Source organism: Arthrobacter sp. UYEF3, from assembly GCF_040546245.1.
Classification (GTDB): Bacteria; Actinomycetota; Actinomycetes; order Actinomycetales; family Micrococcaceae; genus Arthrobacter.
In genome coordinates this window covers 49,640-65,366 of the sequence record NZ_JBEPNK010000003.1, presented here as the reverse complement: position 1 = coordinate 65,366, position 15,727 = coordinate 49,640, and the positions used below count along the sequence as shown (strand labels likewise).

The 15,727-nt window shown below is 62.4% G+C and carries 16 protein-coding genes; 1 reads left to right on the top strand and 15 read right to left on the bottom strand.

What is annotated here, in order from left to right; genetic code table 11:
• Window position 1: 1 nt before the first annotated feature.
• Genes rplP through rpsJ form a run of 9 tightly spaced genes read right to left on the bottom strand, consistent with a single transcriptional unit; the run spans window position 2 to window position 4,735 of the window.
• Window positions 2-418 carry a 50S ribosomal protein L16 gene (gene rplP, locus ABIB14_RS02860; protein WP_354233920.1) on the bottom strand — a complete coding sequence of 139 codons (417 nt, stop codon included), beginning with the start codon at window positions 416-418 and terminating at the stop codon, window positions 2-4.
• The gene (rpsC, locus tag ABIB14_RS02855; protein WP_354233919.1) at window positions 419-1,264 is read right to left on the bottom strand and encodes a 30S ribosomal protein S3; all 846 of its coding nucleotides are present in this window, start codon (window positions 1,262-1,264) and stop codon (window positions 419-421) included.
• Window positions 1,265-1,630, bottom strand: coding sequence for a 50S ribosomal protein L22 (gene rplV, locus ABIB14_RS02850; protein WP_003803798.1), 366 nt, complete (start codon window positions 1,628-1,630; stop codon window positions 1,265-1,267).
• Window positions 1,631-1,668: 38 nt separating this feature from the next.
• Window positions 1,669-1,950 (bottom strand): 30S ribosomal protein S19, encoded by a 282-nt coding sequence (rpsS, locus tag ABIB14_RS02845; protein ID WP_354233918.1) that lies wholly within the window; start codon window positions 1,948-1,950, stop codon window positions 1,669-1,671.
• A 12-nt stretch (window positions 1,951-1,962) separates the two neighbouring features.
• Window positions 1,963-2,802 carry a 50S ribosomal protein L2 gene (rplB, locus tag ABIB14_RS02840; RefSeq protein ID WP_354233917.1) on the bottom strand — a complete coding sequence of 280 codons (840 nt, stop codon included), beginning with the start codon at window positions 2,800-2,802 and terminating at the stop codon, window positions 1,963-1,965.
• A gap of 29 nt (window positions 2,803-2,831) precedes the next feature.
• A complete protein-coding gene (gene rplW / locus ABIB14_RS02835; RefSeq protein WP_018773664.1) occupies window positions 2,832-3,137 on the bottom strand; it encodes a 50S ribosomal protein L23 in 306 nt (101 codons plus the stop codon).
• Window positions 3,134-3,754: a 50S ribosomal protein L4 gene (gene rplD / locus ABIB14_RS02830; RefSeq protein WP_354233916.1), complete on the bottom strand. Its 621-nt coding sequence runs from the start codon at window positions 3,752-3,754 to the stop codon at window positions 3,134-3,136. The genes rplW and rplD overlap by 4 nt, the downstream gene beginning before the upstream one ends.
• A 4-nt stretch (window positions 3,755-3,758) precedes the next feature.
• A complete protein-coding gene (rplC, locus tag ABIB14_RS02825) occupies window positions 3,759-4,409 on the bottom strand; it encodes a 50S ribosomal protein L3 (protein WP_024366134.1) in 651 nt (216 codons plus the stop codon).
• 17 nt (window positions 4,410-4,426) lie between these two features.
• Window positions 4,427-4,735: a 30S ribosomal protein S10 gene (gene rpsJ / locus ABIB14_RS02820; RefSeq protein ID WP_038464699.1), complete on the bottom strand. Its 309-nt coding sequence runs from the start codon at window positions 4,733-4,735 to the stop codon at window positions 4,427-4,429.
• A 418-nt stretch (window positions 4,736-5,153) separates the two neighbouring features.
• On the opposite strand from rpsJ, the gene ABIB14_RS02815 reads away from it, so the two are divergent.
• Window positions 5,154-6,581: a GH1 family beta-glucosidase gene (locus tag ABIB14_RS02815; RefSeq protein WP_354233915.1), complete on the top strand. Its 1,428-nt coding sequence runs from the start codon at window positions 5,154-5,156 to the stop codon at window positions 6,579-6,581.
• Between the two features lie 19 nt (window positions 6,582-6,600).
• Here the strand turns inward: ABIB14_RS02815 and ABIB14_RS02810 are convergent, their stop codons facing one another.
• The 6 genes from ABIB14_RS02810 to ABIB14_RS02785 form a co-directional block, all read right to left on the bottom strand.
• On the bottom strand, window positions 6,601-6,735 hold the full coding sequence (locus tag ABIB14_RS02810) for a hypothetical protein (RefSeq protein WP_354233913.1): 135 nt from the start codon (window positions 6,733-6,735) through the stop codon (window positions 6,601-6,603).
• A gap of 141 nt (window positions 6,736-6,876) precedes the next feature.
• A complete protein-coding gene (gene tuf / locus ABIB14_RS02805; RefSeq protein ID WP_354233912.1) occupies window positions 6,877-8,067 on the bottom strand; it encodes an elongation factor Tu in 1,191 nt (396 codons plus the stop codon).
• A 268-nt stretch (window positions 8,068-8,335) separates the two neighbouring features.
• Entirely contained in the window at window positions 8,336-10,450 is a 2,115-nt protein-coding gene (fusA, locus tag ABIB14_RS02800; protein ID WP_354233910.1) for an elongation factor G, read from the bottom strand.
• A 69-nt stretch (window positions 10,451-10,519) separates the two neighbouring features.
• Window positions 10,520-10,990 carry a 30S ribosomal protein S7 gene (gene rpsG, locus ABIB14_RS02795; protein WP_214960735.1) on the bottom strand — a complete coding sequence of 157 codons (471 nt, stop codon included), beginning with the start codon at window positions 10,988-10,990 and terminating at the stop codon, window positions 10,520-10,522.
• A gap of 1 nt (window position 10,991) precedes the next feature.
• Entirely contained in the window at window positions 10,992-11,366 is a 375-nt protein-coding gene (gene rpsL, locus ABIB14_RS02790; protein ID WP_011692814.1) for a 30S ribosomal protein S12, read from the bottom strand.
• Between the two features lie 391 nt (window positions 11,367-11,757).
• Window positions 11,758-15,657, bottom strand: coding sequence for a DNA-directed RNA polymerase subunit beta' (locus ABIB14_RS02785; protein ID WP_354233909.1), 3,900 nt, complete (start codon window positions 15,655-15,657; stop codon window positions 11,758-11,760).
• Window positions 15,658-15,727 lie beyond the last annotated feature (70 nt).

Genomic DNA, 15,727 nt, shown 5'->3' with positions numbered 1-15,727 from the left:
TCTACTCACCACCTTCGCGACGCACAATGCGTGCCTTCAACGGCAGCTTGTGGATTGCCAGGCGCAGGGCCTCGCGAGCTACCTCTTCACTGACACCGGAGAGTTCGAAGAGAACCCGGCCCGGCTTGACGTTTGAGATCCACCACTCCGGAGAACCCTTACCGGAACCCATGCGGGTTTCGGCCGGCTTCTTCGTCAGCGGGCGGTCCGGGTAGATGTTGATCCAGACCTTTCCGCCGCGCTTGATGTGGCGGGTCATCGCGATACGGGCAGATTCGATCTGCCGGTTGGTGACGTATGCCGGGCTCAGAGCCTGGATACCCCACTCACCGAACGAGACCTCGGTGCCGCCCGTGGCAGCGCCGGAACGACCCGGGTGGTGCTGCTTACGGTGCTTGACTCGACGTGGGATAAGCATTTAAGCCTGTCCTCCTTCTACTGCCTGTGCCGGTGCGGCAGAAGCTGCTTCAGCTGCCGGAGCCTCGGCAGCAGGTGCTGCGTCGGCTGCCGGGCGGTCGTTACGACGACGGCGGTCACCACGGTCAGCGCCACCCGGGCGGCCCGGACGATCGCTGGCACCACGGCCGCGGGACGGAGCAGCAGCTGCCTGCTGAGCCAGTTCCTTGGCGGTGACGTCACCCTTGTAGATCCAGACCTTCACGCCGATGCGGCCGAAGGTGGTCTTGGCCTCGTAGAAGCCGTAGTCGATGTTCGCGCGCAGGGTGTGCAGGGGCACACGGCCTTCGCGGTAGAACTCCGAGCGGGACATTTCTGCGCCACCCAGTCGACCCGAGCAAGCGATCCGGATGCCCTTGGCACCGGCGCGCTGCGCGGACTGCATTGCCTTCTTCATCGCACGGCGGAACGCCACGCGGGAAGTCAGCTGCTCTGCAACACCCTGGGCAACAAGCTGCGCTTCCATCTCGGGGTTCTTGACCTCGAGGATGTTCAGCTGGACCTGCTTGCCGGTGAGCTTTTCGAGCTCGCCGCGGATGCGGTCTGCTTCGGCGCCGCGGCGGCCGATCACGATGCCCGGACGCGCCGTGTGGATATCCACACGGACACGGTCGCGGGTGCGCTCGATCTCAACCTTGGCGATGCCGGCGCGCTCCATGCCCGTGGACATGAGCTGGCGGATGCGGATGTCTTCGCGGACGAAGTCCTTGTACCGCTGGCCGGGCTTGGTGCTGTCGGCGAACCAGTGCGATACGTGATCGGTGGTGATACCGAGTCGGAACCCGTGCGGGTTAACTTTCTGTCCCACTTAGCGAGCCTCCTCTTTCTCCGGGGTAGCGACTACCACGGTGATGTGGCTCGTGCGCTTCTTGATCTGAAATGCACGACCCTGGGCACGCGGCTGGAACCGCTTCATGGTCGGGCCTTCATCAACAAACGCTTCGCTGATGATGAGGTCACCTTCGTCAAACGCCACGCCGTCGCGGTCCGCGAGGACCCGGGCGTTGGAGATTGCCGACTGAACTACCTTGAATACCGGCTCTGAAGCTGCCTGTGGGGCAAACTTCAGAATTGCCAGAGCCTCATTCGCTTGCTTACCACGAACAAGGTTGACGACGCGCCGGGCCTTCATAGGCGTTACGCGGATATGACGCGCAATTGCCTTGGCTTCCATTGCTTTCCTTCTCTCGTCTTTGACGTAAGTGCAGGCGCCTAGCGGCGCTTGCCCTTACGGTCGTCCTTGACATGGCCGCGGAATGTCCGCGTGGGAGCGAATTCGCCGAGCTTGTGCCCGACCATCGACTCAGTGACAAACACGGGGATGTGCTTGCGTCCGTCGTGTACGGCGATCGTGTGGCCGAGCATGTCGGGGACGATCATCGAACGGCGGGACCAGGTCTTGATGACGTTCTTGGTGCCCTTTTCGTTTTCCCTGGCTACCTTCGCAAAGAGGTGCTGGTCAACGAAAGGACCTTTTTTCAGGCTGCGTGGCATGTGTCCAGGCTCCTATCGCTTGTTCTTGCCAGTACGACGGCGACGAACAATAAGCTTGTCGCTCTCTTTGTTGGGACGGCGGGTGCGGCCTTCGCGCTTACCGTTCGGGTTGACGGGGTGACGTCCACCGGACGTCTTACCCTCGCCACCACCGTGCGGGTGGTCAACCGGGTTCATGGCGACACCACGGACGGTCGGGCGAACGCCCTTCCAGCGCATACGGCCGGCCTTGCCCCAGTTGATGTTCGACTGCTCGGCGTTGCCGACCTCGCCGACAGTAGCGCGGCAGCGCACGTCAACGTTGCGGATTTCGCCGGAAGGCAGACGCAGCTGGGCGAAACGGCCTTCCTTGGCTACGAGCTGGATCGATGCGCCGGCGGAGCGGCCCATCTTGGCGCCGCCACCCGGACGCAGTTCGACTGCGTGGATCACGGTACCGACCGGGATGTTGCGCAGCGGCAGGTTGTTGCCGGGCTTGATGTCAGCGTCGGCACCTGCTTCCACGGTGTCGCCCTGGACCAGCTTGTTCGGGGCGATGATGTAACGCTTGGTGCCATCAACGTAGTGCAGGAGGGCGATTCGAGCCGTGCGGTTCGGATCGTACTCGATTTCGGCAACGCGGGCGTTGACGCCGTCCTTGTCGTGGCGACGGAAGTCGATCAGACGGTACTGGCGCTTGTGCCCACCACCCTTGTGACGGGTCGTGATCTTACCGGTGTTGTTACGGCCACCCTTTTTCGGGAGGGGACGTACCAACGACTTTTCCGGTGTCGACCGTGTGATTTCGGTGAAGTCCGCTACGCTCGAGCCGCGACGGCCCGGGGTAGTCGGCTTGTATTTACGGATTCCCATAATTTATTTCCTCGTTAAAGTGGTCTCCGCTACGAGAGCGGACCGCCGAAGATGTCGATAGTGCCTTCTTTGAGGCTCACAATTGCACGCTTGGTGTTCTTGCGGGTACCCCATCCGAATTTGGTGCGCTTGCGCTTACCGGCACGATTGATGGTGTTGATCGATTCGACCTTGACGGAGAAAATCTTCTCCACGGCCAGCTTGATCTCGGTCTTGTTCGAGCGGGGGTCCACCAGGAAGGTGTACTTGCCCTCGTCGATCAGGCCGTAGCTCTTTTCCGAGACGACGGGTGCAAGCACGACGTCGCGCGGGTCTTTGATGGTGGCTGCGCTCACTTGGCATCCTCCTCGGTCTTTGCTGCCTTGTCAGCAACGAATGCTTCGTAGGCAGCCTTGGTGAAGACAATGTCGTCAGAAACGAGCACGTCGTACGTGTTCAGCTGGTCTGCGTACAGAACGTGAACATCCTGGAGGTTGCGCACGGAGAGTGCAGCAACATCGTTGGCGCGGTCGATGACCACGAGCAGGTTCTTACGCTCGGAGACGCCACGCAGCGTTGCCAATGCCTCGCTGGAGGACGGCTTGGTGCCGGCGACCAGTTCAGCAACGACGTGGATGCGGCCGTTACGGGCGCGGTCAGAAAGCGCGCCGCGCAGTGCAGCAGCAATCATCTTCTTGGGGGTGCGCTGGCTGTAGTCACGCGGCGTCGGGCCGTGGACTACGCCACCACCGGTCATGTGAGGGGCACGGATGGAACCCTGACGGGCGCGGCCGGTGCCCTTCTGCTTGAACGGCTTGCGACCGGCACCGGAAACCTCGGCGCGGGTCTTGGTCTTGTGGGTACCCTGGCGAGCAGCAGCGAGCTGTGCAACGACGACCTGGTGCAGCAGCGGCACGTTGGTCTGTACGTCGAAGATCTCTGCGGGCAGGTCAACCTTGACAGTGCTAGTCATTGAACTAGGCTCCCTTCACGGCGGTGCGTACGAGTACGACCTGGCCGCGGGCGCCGGGGACGGCGCCCTTGATCAGGAGCAGCGACTTCTCGACGTCAACCGCGTGGACCGTGAGGTTCAGCGTGGTGTGACGAACGGCGCCCATGCGGCCGGCCATTTTCATGCCCTTGAAGACGCGGCTCGGGGTGGATGCGCCACCGATTGAACCGGGCTTACGGTGGTTCTTGTGGGCACCGTGGGAAGCTCCGACGCCGTGGAAGCCGTGACGCTTCATAACACCGGCGAAGCCCTTACCCTTGGTGGTGCCAACGACGTCGATCTTCTGGCCGGCTTCGAAGAGCTCTACGGAGAGCTCCTGGCCCAGCTCGTAAGAGTCAGCATCTGCGGTACGCAGTTCTACGACGTGGCGGCGAGGCGTGACGCCTGCCTTTTCAAAGTGGCCAGCCAGCGGCTTGGTGACCTTGCGGGGGTCGATCTGGCCGTAGCCGATCTGAACGGCGACGTAGCCATCAGTGTCTGCGTTGCGCAGCTGGGTGATGACGTTTGAGTCAGCCTGGACCACAGTGACGGGGATGAGCTTGTTGTTCTCGTCCCAGACCTGGGTCATGCCGAGCTTCGTGCCCAGCAGTCCCTTTACGTTACGGGTTGCGGTCATAGTCTCTCAGCACCTCCCTACAACTTGATTTCGATGTTCACGTCGGCCGGCAGGTCGAGACGCATGAGCGAATCAACAGCCTTGGGCGTGGGATCGATAATGTCGATAAGACGCTTGTGCGTGCGCATTTCAAAGTGCTCGCGGCTGTCCTTGTACTTGTGCGGAGAGCGGATTACGCAGTAAATGTTCTTCTCCGTCGGCAGCGGCACGGGGCCAACTACCGTTGCGCCTGCGCGCGTGACCGTCTCAACGATCTTCCGTGCTGAAACGTCAATGACCTCGTGGTCGTATGACTTCAGCCGGATGCGGATTTTTTGTCCCGCCATGTCGCCTGACTCTCTTTCAGTCTGTGCTTCCCCTGGTTAGGGCTGCCCTGTTCACTTACCTGTTGTGCGGCTGCCGAAGCATTTGAAGTCGTAACTACCACCCGCTGCACAAACTGAATCCGGATGAATCCGGGTTCCTCAACCTGCCAGCGTAACCGACCCCCGCGGTCGGGCGTGTCGCGCATTCCGCGCATACTCGCCCGCTATTCCTTGGGAAGTGGGTTATGTTTGGGCTCCAACTTGGACCCTGGCACCCGGCATTATCCGGGTCGGGACACGAAAGAGCGCTTGAACAACTCATCTAGTATGCCGGAATTAATCGGCAGAAGCGAATCAGCCGTCGACGGCGCCCGCCCGGTGCCCCCGGAAGATTGCCCTGCTCATTGCCTTCAGCAACGGTCAATACGAAGATAGGGGCATGACCGTGCAGGAAACCCCAGCCGTCCAGGACCTCGCAGCGCGCCTGCCGCACGGCTTCATGCTGGGAGTTGCCTCGGCGGCCTTCCAAATCGAGGGCGCCCTCGCGGCCGGCGGCCGCGGGCCCTCCGGCTGGGACGCTTTCGCCGAAAAGCCCGGGAGCATCCTGGACGGCCACTCCCCCGCCGTCGCCTGCGACCACTATCACCGCTCGGACGACGACGTCCGGCTGATGCGCGAGCTGGGCATCGACTCCTACCGCTTCTCGATCTCCTGGCCGCGGATCCAGCCGGACGGCACCGGACCGTTCAACGCCGAAGGCCTCGACTTCTACGACCGGCTGATCGACCGGCTACTTGAGTCCGGCATTGCGCCGATGGCGACCCTGTACCACTGGGACACCCCGCTTCCGCTCGAGCACCGCGGCGGCTGGATGAACCGGACGACCGCGGAGCGCTTCGCCGAGTACAGCGCCGCGGCCGGCGCCCGGTTCGGTGACCGCGTCACACAGTGGGTGACGCTGAACGAACCGGCCTCCGTCACCCTCAATGGGTACGCCCTCGGCGTGCACGCCCCGGGGCACGATCTGCTCTTCGACGCCCTGCCTTCCGTGCACCATCAACTGCTCGCCCATGGACTCGCGGTGCAGGCCTTGCGGGCAGCGGGGGTCAGCGGCGGGGTCGGCGTCACCAACCTGCACTCCCCCGTTAGTCCGGCAACGGGCTCGGTCACGGACCGAATGCTGGCGAAAGTTTTCGATCTGGCGCTGAACCGGATTTACGCCGATCCGATCCTGCTGGGTAACTACCCCAAGCCTCCGCTGCTGGCGCGCCCCTGGTTCCGTTCGCTGGGGAAAATCTCCGACGCGGACCTGCGCACCATCCACCAGCCGCTGGACTTCTATGGCGTAAATTATTACTACCCGGTGAAGGTGGCCACGGGCCGCGGACCGGCTGACAGCCCGGTCGGCTCGGCGGAAGCCATGGTGAGGTTGCCGTTCCACTTAGCGGCCTTCCCGGAATATGAGACTACGGGGTTCGGTTGGCCGGTGGCGCCGGACCATCTGGGTCCGCTGCTGCGGGAGCTGAAAGACCGGTACGGCGACGCGCTCCCGCCGCTCTACATCACCGAGAGCGGGGCAAGCTTCCCCGAGCCCGACCACGTCGACGGCCCGATCGCCGACACGGACCGGATCAGCTATCTGGCCAGCCATCTCGGCCAGGCCCTTGCGGCTACCGCGCCCGGCGGTGTCGCCGACGACGTCGAACTCCTCGGCTATTACGTCTGGACCCTGATGGACAACTTCGAATGGGCCGCTGGCTACTCCCAGCGCTTCGGCCTGGTGCACGTCGACTTCGAGACCCAGGAACGGACCCCCAAGGAGTCCTTCTACTGGTATCAGGCATTAAGCCGGGCCAGGCTGCGCTAGCGCGGTTACGCCGCCCGCACTACTGGTTCTTGTTGGCCCGGTCGATCCGCTTAGCGCGCTTAATCTCGTGCCAAAAATACTTCCTGGCCCACAGACCGGCCGCGATAGCGGCGACAACTGAGACAGCCAAAATCAGGAAAAAGACCCACTCCATGTCGACCTCCCTTCGTCAACTGCAACCGTAGCAGGGGGTAGCCAGGTTAAAAGGAACAGCCCCGCTGCAGTGCAGCGAGGCTGTTCCATCCTCATGGCGGCCGTCAAACGGGCCGAGGATTCAAGCTAGGTCGGCAAGTAATTACTTGACGATCTTTGTGACACGTCCCGAACCAACGGTCCGGCCGCCTTCGCGGATTGCGAAGCCGAGGCCCTCTTCCATGGCGATGGGCTGGATCAGCGCAACGCTCATCTCAGTGTTGTCGCCGGGCATAACCATTTCCGTGCCTTCCGGCAGGGTGATAACGCCGGTTACGTCCGTGGTGCGGAAGTAGAACTGCGGGCGGTAGTTGGAGTAGAACGGGTTGTGACGCCCGCCTTCGTCCTTGGAAAGGATGTAGACGTTGGCCTCGAAGTCGGTGTGCGGGGTGATGGAACCCGGCTTGACGACAACCTGGCCACGCTCGACATCGTCGCGCTTCAGACCGCGAAGCAGCAGGCCACAGTTCTCGCCGGCCCATGCTTCGTCGAGCTGCTTGTGGAACATCTCGATACCGGTAACCGTGGTCTTCTGGATCGGACGGATACCGACGATCTCGACCTCGGAGTTGATGGCGAGGGTTCCACGCTCAGCGCGGCCCGTAACAACGGTGCCACGGCCGGTGATCGTGAAGACGTCTTCGATGGGCATCAGGAACGGCTTGTCACGGTCACGAACCGGGTCCGGAACGGACTCGTCGACGGCAGCCATGAGCTCCTCGACAGACTTGACCCACTCCGGGTCGCCTTCCAGAGCCTTCAGGCCCGAAACGCGAACGACCGGTGCGTTGTCGCCATCGAAGCCCTGCGAGCTGAGCAGCTCACGAACTTCCATTTCAACGAGGTCGAGGAGTTCCTCGTCGTCAACCATGTCAGCCTTGTTCAGTGCGACCAGCAGGTAGGGAACCCCAACCTGGCGGGCGAGCAGAACGTGCTCACGGGTCTGAGCCATCGGGCCGTCAGTTGCGGCAACCACGAGGATCGCGCCGTCCATCTGAGCAGCACCGGTGATCATGTTCTTGATGTAGTCAGCGTGACCGGGGGCGTCTACGTGTGCGTAGTGGCGCTTTTCGGTCTGGTACTCAACGTGGGAGATGTTGATGGTGATGCCGCGCTGACGCTCTTCGGGAGCAGAGTCAATAGACGCGAAGTCACGCTTCTCGTTGAGAGTCGGGTACTTGTCGTACAGCACCTTGGAAATGGCGGCCGTCAGCGTCGTCTTACCGTGGTCAACGTGACCAATGGTGCCGATGTTAACGTGCGGCTTAGTCCGCTCGAACTTTGCCTTTGCCACAGGTTCCTCCTAGAACGTTTTCAAATGACTTACCCTCCGCCCGCGCTTGTCGCGGCCGAAACTTCAGCAAGTCTACTTGGGGGGCTTTGGATTGGTGAAATTGCTGATTCAGGTACTAATACTAGTGCCTAGTGCCTGGTCGTGCTGGCGGACGGTGCCCGGCTTGACCGGACTGCATCTGACCGGAAACCGGCCGCCAGCACCAAGTGGAGCCCCGTTAGGGGACAGCACCCGAGTTTTATGTCGCTGCTACGGGAGACCCTGGGGGCTACTCGCCGCGGTTCTTCTGGATGATCTCGTCGGCAAATGCCTTCGGGACCTCCGCGTAGCTGTGGAACGTCATGGAGTACACAGCGCGGCCCTGGGTCTTCGAGCGCAGGTCACCGATGTAGCCGAACATGCCGGACAGCGGGACGTGTGCGCGGATGACCTTGACGCCCTGGGCATCTTCCATGGACTGCATCTGGCCACGGCGGGAGTTGAGGTCACCGATAACTTCACCCATGTATTCCTCAGGGGTGCGGACCTCGACATCCATCAGCGGTTCGAGCAGGATGGGGTTCGCCTTGCGTGCGGCTTCCTTGAAAGCCATACGGCCGGCGATCTTGAACGCCATTTCCGAGGAGTCAACATCGTGGTAGGCGCCGTCAATCAGCGTGGCCTTGATGCCGACAACCGGGTAACCGGCCAGGACGCCGTCGTTCAGTGCATCCTGAATACCTGCGTCCACCGACGGGATGTATTCGCGCGGAATACGGCCACCGGTGACCTTGTTCTCGAACTCGTACAGCTCGCCTTCGGACGTGTCCAAGGGCGCGATCGCAATCTGGATCTTAGCGAACTGGCCGGAACCACCGGTCTGCTTCTTGTGCGTGTAGTCGTGACGCTCTACAGCACGCTTGATGGTTTCGCGGTAAGCAACCTGCGGCTTGCCGACATTGGCCTCGACCTTGAATTCGCGGCGCATGCGGTCCACCAGGATGTCCAGGTGGAGCTCGCCCATGCCGGCGATGATGGTCTGGCCGGTGTCCTCGTTGAGGGAGACCTGAAAGGTCGGGTCCTCAGCGGAGAGCTTCTGGATGGCCGTGGAGAGCTTCTCCTGGTCACCCTTGGTGTTCGGCTCGATCGCAACCGAGATCACGGGCTCCGGGAAGCTCATGGACTCGAGGACGATCTGGTTGGCCGAATCGCACAGGGTGTCGCCCGTGGTGGTGTCCTTGAGGCCAATCGCCGCGTAGATGTGGCCGGCGGTAGCGCCGTCGACCGGCATCTCCTTGTTGGCGTGCATCTGGAACAGTTTGCCGATTCGCTCCTTCTTGCCCTTGGTGGAGTTGACCACCTGGGTGCCTGCTTCCACGTGACCGGAGTACACGCGGATGAAGGTGAGCTGGCCGAAGAACGGGTGCGTAGCAATCTTGAACGCCAGTGCGGAGAACGGCTCGTCAGCGGACGGCTTACGGGTCAGTTCCTTCTCTTCGTCGCGCGGATCGTGGCCGATCATCGGGGGAACGTCGAGCGGGTTCGGCAGGTAGTCCACGACGGCGTCGAGCATCGGCTGCACGCCGCGGTTCTTGAACGCGGAGCCACAGAAGACCGGGTAGAGCTCGGAGCTGATCGTCATCTTGCGGATGCCGGCCTTGAGCTCGTCCTCGGAGATTTCTTCACCCTCGAGGTACTTCTCCATCAGCTCTTCGGAGGCCTCCGCAACGGTCTCAACGAGCTTTGCGCGGTACTCCTCGGCCTTTTCCTTGAGGTCGGCCGGAATCTCCTGGACCTCGTACTTGGCACCCATGGTGACGTCACCCTTGGAGTCGCCGGGCCAGACCAGTGCGCGCATGTACAACAGGTCGACGACGCCGACGAAGTCGTTCTCGGCGCCGATCGGCAGCTGCATGACGAGCGGCTTGGCACCGAGGCGGCTGATGATGGTGTCGACGGTGAAGTAGAAGTCAGCGCCGAGCTTGTCCATCTTGTTGACGAAGCAGATCCGCGGGACGTTGTACTTGTCAGCCTGGCGCCAGACAGTCTCGGACTGCGGCTCCACGCCTTCCTTGCCGTCGAACACGGCGACTGCACCGTCGAGGACGCGCAGCGAGCGCTCAACCTCAACCGTGAAGTCCACGTGACCGGGGGTGTCAATGATGTTGATCTGGTTGTTTTCCCAGAAGCAGGTCACGGCGGCAGACGTGATGGTGATGCCGCGCTCCTTCTCCTGTTCCATCCAGTCGGTGGTCGACGCGCCGTCGTGCGTTTCGCCGATCTTGTGGTTCACACCTGTGTAGAACAGAATGCGCTCGGTAGTTGTGGTCTTGCCAGCATCAATGTGGGCCATGATGCCGATGTTGCGGACCTTGCTGAGGTCGGTAAGCACGTCCTGTGCCACGGTGTCTCCCTTTCGGATGGACTGCACGTTCGCCGCCGACTCGGTTGAGCCGGCGGCGTCCGGGAAGTATTACCAGCGGTAGTGTGCGAAGGCCTTGTTGGACTCGGCCATCTTGTGGGTGTCTTCGCGGCGCTTCACGGCGGCGCCAAGACCGTTGGAGGCATCCAAGATTTCGTTCCGGAGGCGTTCGGTCATCGTCTTCTCACGGCGCGCTTTGGAGTAGCCGACGAGCCAGCGCAGAGCCAGCGCCGTTGCGCGGCCCGGCTTGACTTCGACAGGAACCTGGTAGGTGGCGCCGCCGACGCGGCGGGACTTAACCTCGAGGCTCGGCTTGATGTTCTCCATAGCCTTCTTCAGCGCGGCAACGGGGTCGCCGCCGGACTTTTCCTGCGCGCCGGCAAGTGCACCGTAAACGATGCGCTCTGCCGTGGACTTCTTGCCGTCAACGAGAACCTTGTTGATCAACTGCGTGACCAGCGGGGATCCGTAAACGGGATCAATGACTAGCGGCCGCTTGGGGGCCGGACCCTTGCGAGGCATATTACTTCTTCTCCATCTTTGCGCCGTAGCGGCTGCGGGCCTGCTTACGGTTCTTCACACCCTGGGTATCGAGGGCGCCACGGACGATCTTGTAACGGACACCGGGAAGGTCCTTAACACGGCCGCCACGGACGAGCACAATGGAGTGCTCCTGCAGGTTGTGGCCAACACCGGGGATGTACGCGGTGACTTCAACGCCACCATTCAGGCGTACACGTGCAACCTTACGCAGAGCCGAGTTCGGCTTCTTCGGGGTCGTCGTGTACACGCGGGTGCAAACACCGCGGCGCATCGGGCTGCCGTTAAGAGCGGGGGCCTTGGTCTTCTTGACCTTCGGCGTGCGGCCCTTACGGACCAGCTGGTTGATCGTAGGCACTCTCGTGTTCTCCGTTTTATCCGGAGCGGCCGTTTAGGCGACCGCTCTCTTGTCGCTGCGCCCCGCCGCTCGAGCCTTGAAGTTCTCTCCAAAGCAGCTGAGGCGAAGCCTTAATAGTCGGACCGCGTGCCGGGGCTCCGTATTTCCGTCCGGAATAGCCCCTAGGCATGCGAAAATGTGGCATACGTTGCACAAGAACCCTGCAAACCGGAAACGTCGTCCTAGTTCAGCTTTTCAGCTGCAACCGGCGCCCTCATCCACTGCCACAATAACAATTAGTCTCAAGTCTACCACGGCAGGCCCCGCCCCTTAATCCGCGGGGCCGTCCACGGGAAAGGCCCCGCCCCCACCGAGGCGGGAACGGGGCCTTGTCACCTAGCCGAACGATCCGTCAGCGGAAGTCGGTGCCCAGGTCGTAGTCATCCAGCGGAATGGCGTGGAACTCAGGAGCTCCGTCGCCGCCCAGGGAATCGTAGGAGAAGTCACTGAACGCGCTCGGGCCGGTGAACAGATTGGCCTTCGCTTCTTCAGTCGGCTCGACCGTGACCTCGGTGTAGCGCGGGAGACCCGTGCCGGCCGGGATGAGCTTACCGATGATGACATTTTCCTTGAGGCCAAGCAGCGGATCGCTCTTGCCTTCCATAGCGGCCTGCGTCAGGACGCGGGTGGTCTCCTGGAAGGAAGCTGCGGACAGCCAGGACTCGGTCGCCAGGGACGCCTTGGTGATACCCATAAGCTCGGGACGGCCGGAGGCCGGCGTCTTGCCCTCGGAAACCACGCGGCGGTTGGCATCTTCGAAGCGGCTGCGTTCGGCGAGCTCGCCGGGCAGCAGATCCGATTCACCGGATTCGATGACCGTGACGCGGCGCAGCATCTGCCGGACGATAACCTCGACGTGCTTGTCATGGATACCGATGCCCTGGCTGCGGTATACGCCCTGGACTTCATCAACCAGGAACTTCTGCGCGGCACGGGGGCCCATGATGCGCAGAACCTGCTTGGGGTCGACCGGTCCGTTGATGAGCTTCTGTCCGACGCTGACGTGATCGCCGTCTTCGATGAGGAGACGTGAACGGCGCAGCACCGGGTAGGCGATCTCTTCGGATCCGTCATCCGGGGTGATAACCAGGCGCATCTGGCGCTCGGACTCTTCAATGGTGATGCGGCCGGCTGCTTCAGCAATCGGTGCGACACCCTTCGGAGTACGGGCTTCGAAGAGCTCCTGGATACGGGGCAGGCCCTGGGTGATGTCATCGCCACCGCCGGCGGAAACTGCACCGCCGGTGTGGAACGTACGCATGGTCAGCTGGGTACCCGGCTCACCGATGGACTGTGCGGCGATGATGCCCACGGCCTCGCCGATGTCCACGGTCTTGCCGGTGGCCAGCGAACGGCCGTAGCACAGGGCGCAGGTACCGACGCTGGACTCGCAGGTGAGTACGGAGCGGACTTTGACCTCGGTGACGCCGGCTGCGAACAGTTCGGCAATGACGACGTCGCCGCAGTCGGTGCCGGCCTCGGCCAGGACCTTGCCCTTGGAGTCAACGACATCCACGGCCAGCGTGCGGGCGTAGGCGCTGTTCTCGACATTTTCGTCCAGGACCAGCTCGCCGTTGGCGTCGGCCACCGCGATCGGGGTGACGAGACCGCGTTCGGTGCCGCAGTCCTCTTCACGGACGATGACGTCCTGCGACACGTCCACCAGGCGACGGGTCAGGTAACCCGAGTTGGCGGTACGCAGCGCGGTGTCGGCCAGACCCTTACGGGCACCGTGCGTGGCGATGAAGTATTCCAGCACCGACAGGCCCTCGCGGTAGGAGGACTTGATGGGGCGCGGGATGATTTCACCCTTAGGGTTGGCCACCAGGCCACGGATACCCGCGATCTGACGGACCTGCATCCAGTTTCCACGGGCGCCGGAGGACACCATGCGGTTGATGGTGTTCATCGGGGACAGGTTGTCACGCATCGCCTGGGCGATCTCGTTGGTTGCCTTGTTCCAGATTTCGATCAGTTCCTGGCGACGCTCGTCGTCGTCGATCAGGCCCTTGTCGTACTGGCCCTGGATCTTGGCAGCCATGGTCTCGTAGCCGGCAAGGATCTCCGGCTTGTTCTTCGGGACCTCAATATCGGAGATGGCGACGGTGACGCCCGAGCGGGTCGCCCAGTAGAAACCGGCATCCTTCAGGTTGTCCAGCGTTGCCGCCACCACAACCTTCGGGTAGCGCTCGGCGAGATCGTTGACGATCGTGGACAGTTCGCCCTTGTCCGCAACGTTCTCAACCCAAGGGTAATCGGCCGGCAGGGTCTGGTTGAAGACGACCTGGCCCAGGGAGGTCTCGACCAGTGCGACCTGACCGGGCTCCCAGCCTTCGGGGGCTTCCCAGCCGGCGTAGGGCACGAAGCCCTCGAGCCGGAGCTTGATCTTGGAGTTCAGGTGCAGCTCGTGCAGGTCGAACGCCATGATGGCTTCCGCCACGGAGGAGAAGATCCGGCCTTCGCCAGCTGATCCGACGCGCTTGGTGGTCAGGTGGTAGAGACCGATGATCATGTCCTGTGAAGGCAGCGTCACCGGGCGGCCGTCGGACGGCTTCAGGATGTTATTCGAGGACAGCATCAGGATCCGGGCTTCGGCCTGCGCTTCGGGGCTCAGCGGCAGGTGGACTGCCATCTGGTCGCCGTCGAAGTCGGCGTTGAAGGCGCCGCAAACCAGCGGGTGAAGCTGGATGGCCTTGCCTTCGACGAGCTGCGGCTCGAACGCCTGGATGCCGAGACGGTGCAGGGTAGGTGCACGGTTCAGCAGCACGGGGTGCTCGGTGATGATCTCCTCGAGAACGTCCCAGACCTGTGGGCGGTAGCGTTCGACCATGCGCTTGGCCGACTTGATGTTCTGTGCGTGGTTGAGGTCAACCAGGCGCTTCATCACGAACGGCTTGAAGAGCTCCAGAGCCATCTGCTTGGGCAGGCCGCACTGGTGCAGCTTCAGCTGCGGGCCGACGACGATCACGGAACGGCCGGAGTAGTCAACGCGCTTACCCAAGAGGTTCTGGCGGAAACGACCCTGCTTGCCCTTGAGCATGTCGCTCAGGGACTTCAGCGGACGGTTGCCCGGCCCGGTGACCGGACGGCCGCGGCGGCCGTTGTCGAAGAGGCTGTCAACGGCTTCCTGAAGCATGCGCTTCTCGTTGTTGACGATGATCTCCGGGGCGCCGAGGTCCAGCAGGCGCTTGAGACGGTTGTTGCGGTTGATCACACGGCGGTACAGGTCGTTGAGGTCGGAAGTCGCGAAGCGGCCGCCGTCCAACTGGACCATCGGGCGCAGTTCCGGCGGGATCACCGGGACGGCGTCCAGCACCATGCCGAGCGGGCTGTTGTCGGTGGTCAGGAACGCGTTGACAACCTTGAGCCGCTTCAGCGCCCGGGTCTTACGCTGGCCCTTGCCGTTGGCGATGATGTCGCGCAGCAGGTCGGACTCGGCCTGCATGTCGAAGCCCTCAAGGCGCTTCTTGATGGCCTCGGCACCCATGGAGCCTTCGAAGTACATGCCGTAGCGGTCACGCAGTTCCCGGTACAGGCCCTCGTCACCTTCGAGGTCGGCGACCTTGAGGTTCTTGAAGCGGTCCCAGACCTGCTCAAGGCGCTCAATTTCGGCATCCGCGCGCTTGCGGACGTTGGCCATCTGGCGGTCCGCCGAGTCGCGGGCCTTCTTCTTGTCGGCAGCCTTGGCGCCTTCGCCTTCGAGACGGGCAAGCTCGTTCTCAAGGTCGCGGGCGATCGTGGCGATGTCCGAGTCGCGGTTGTCGATCAGCTGCTTCTTCTCGATGTCGTGCTCAACCTGGAGGTTGGGCAGTTCTTCGTGGCGAGCATCAGCATCAACGCTGGTGATCATGTAGGCGGCGAAGTAAATGACCTTCTCAAGGTCCTTCGGTGCCAGGTCAAGGAGGTAGCCCAGGCGGGACGGAACACCCTTGAAGTACCAGATGTGCGTTACCGGGGCGGCCAGCTCAATGTGGCCCATGCGCTCACGGCGCACCTTGGCTCGGGTGACCTCAACGCCACACCGCTCGCAGATGATGCCCTTGAAGCGCACGCGCTTGTACTTGCCGCAGTAGCATTCCCAGTCGCGGGACGGGCCGAAGATCTTCTCGCAGAAGAGTCCGTCCTTCTCCGGCTTGAGCGTGCGGTAGTTGATGGTTTCCGGCTTCTTAACCTCGCCGTAAGACCAGCCACGGATGTCTTCCGCGGTGGCGAGGCCGATCTGCATGAGGCCGAAGGAGGATTCGCTGGACATAGGGTCCCTGTTCTCTCTTGTTCTCTAAATTCTGAAGTCTTGGGTTACGGGAAGAGGGAGGTAGCGCCCC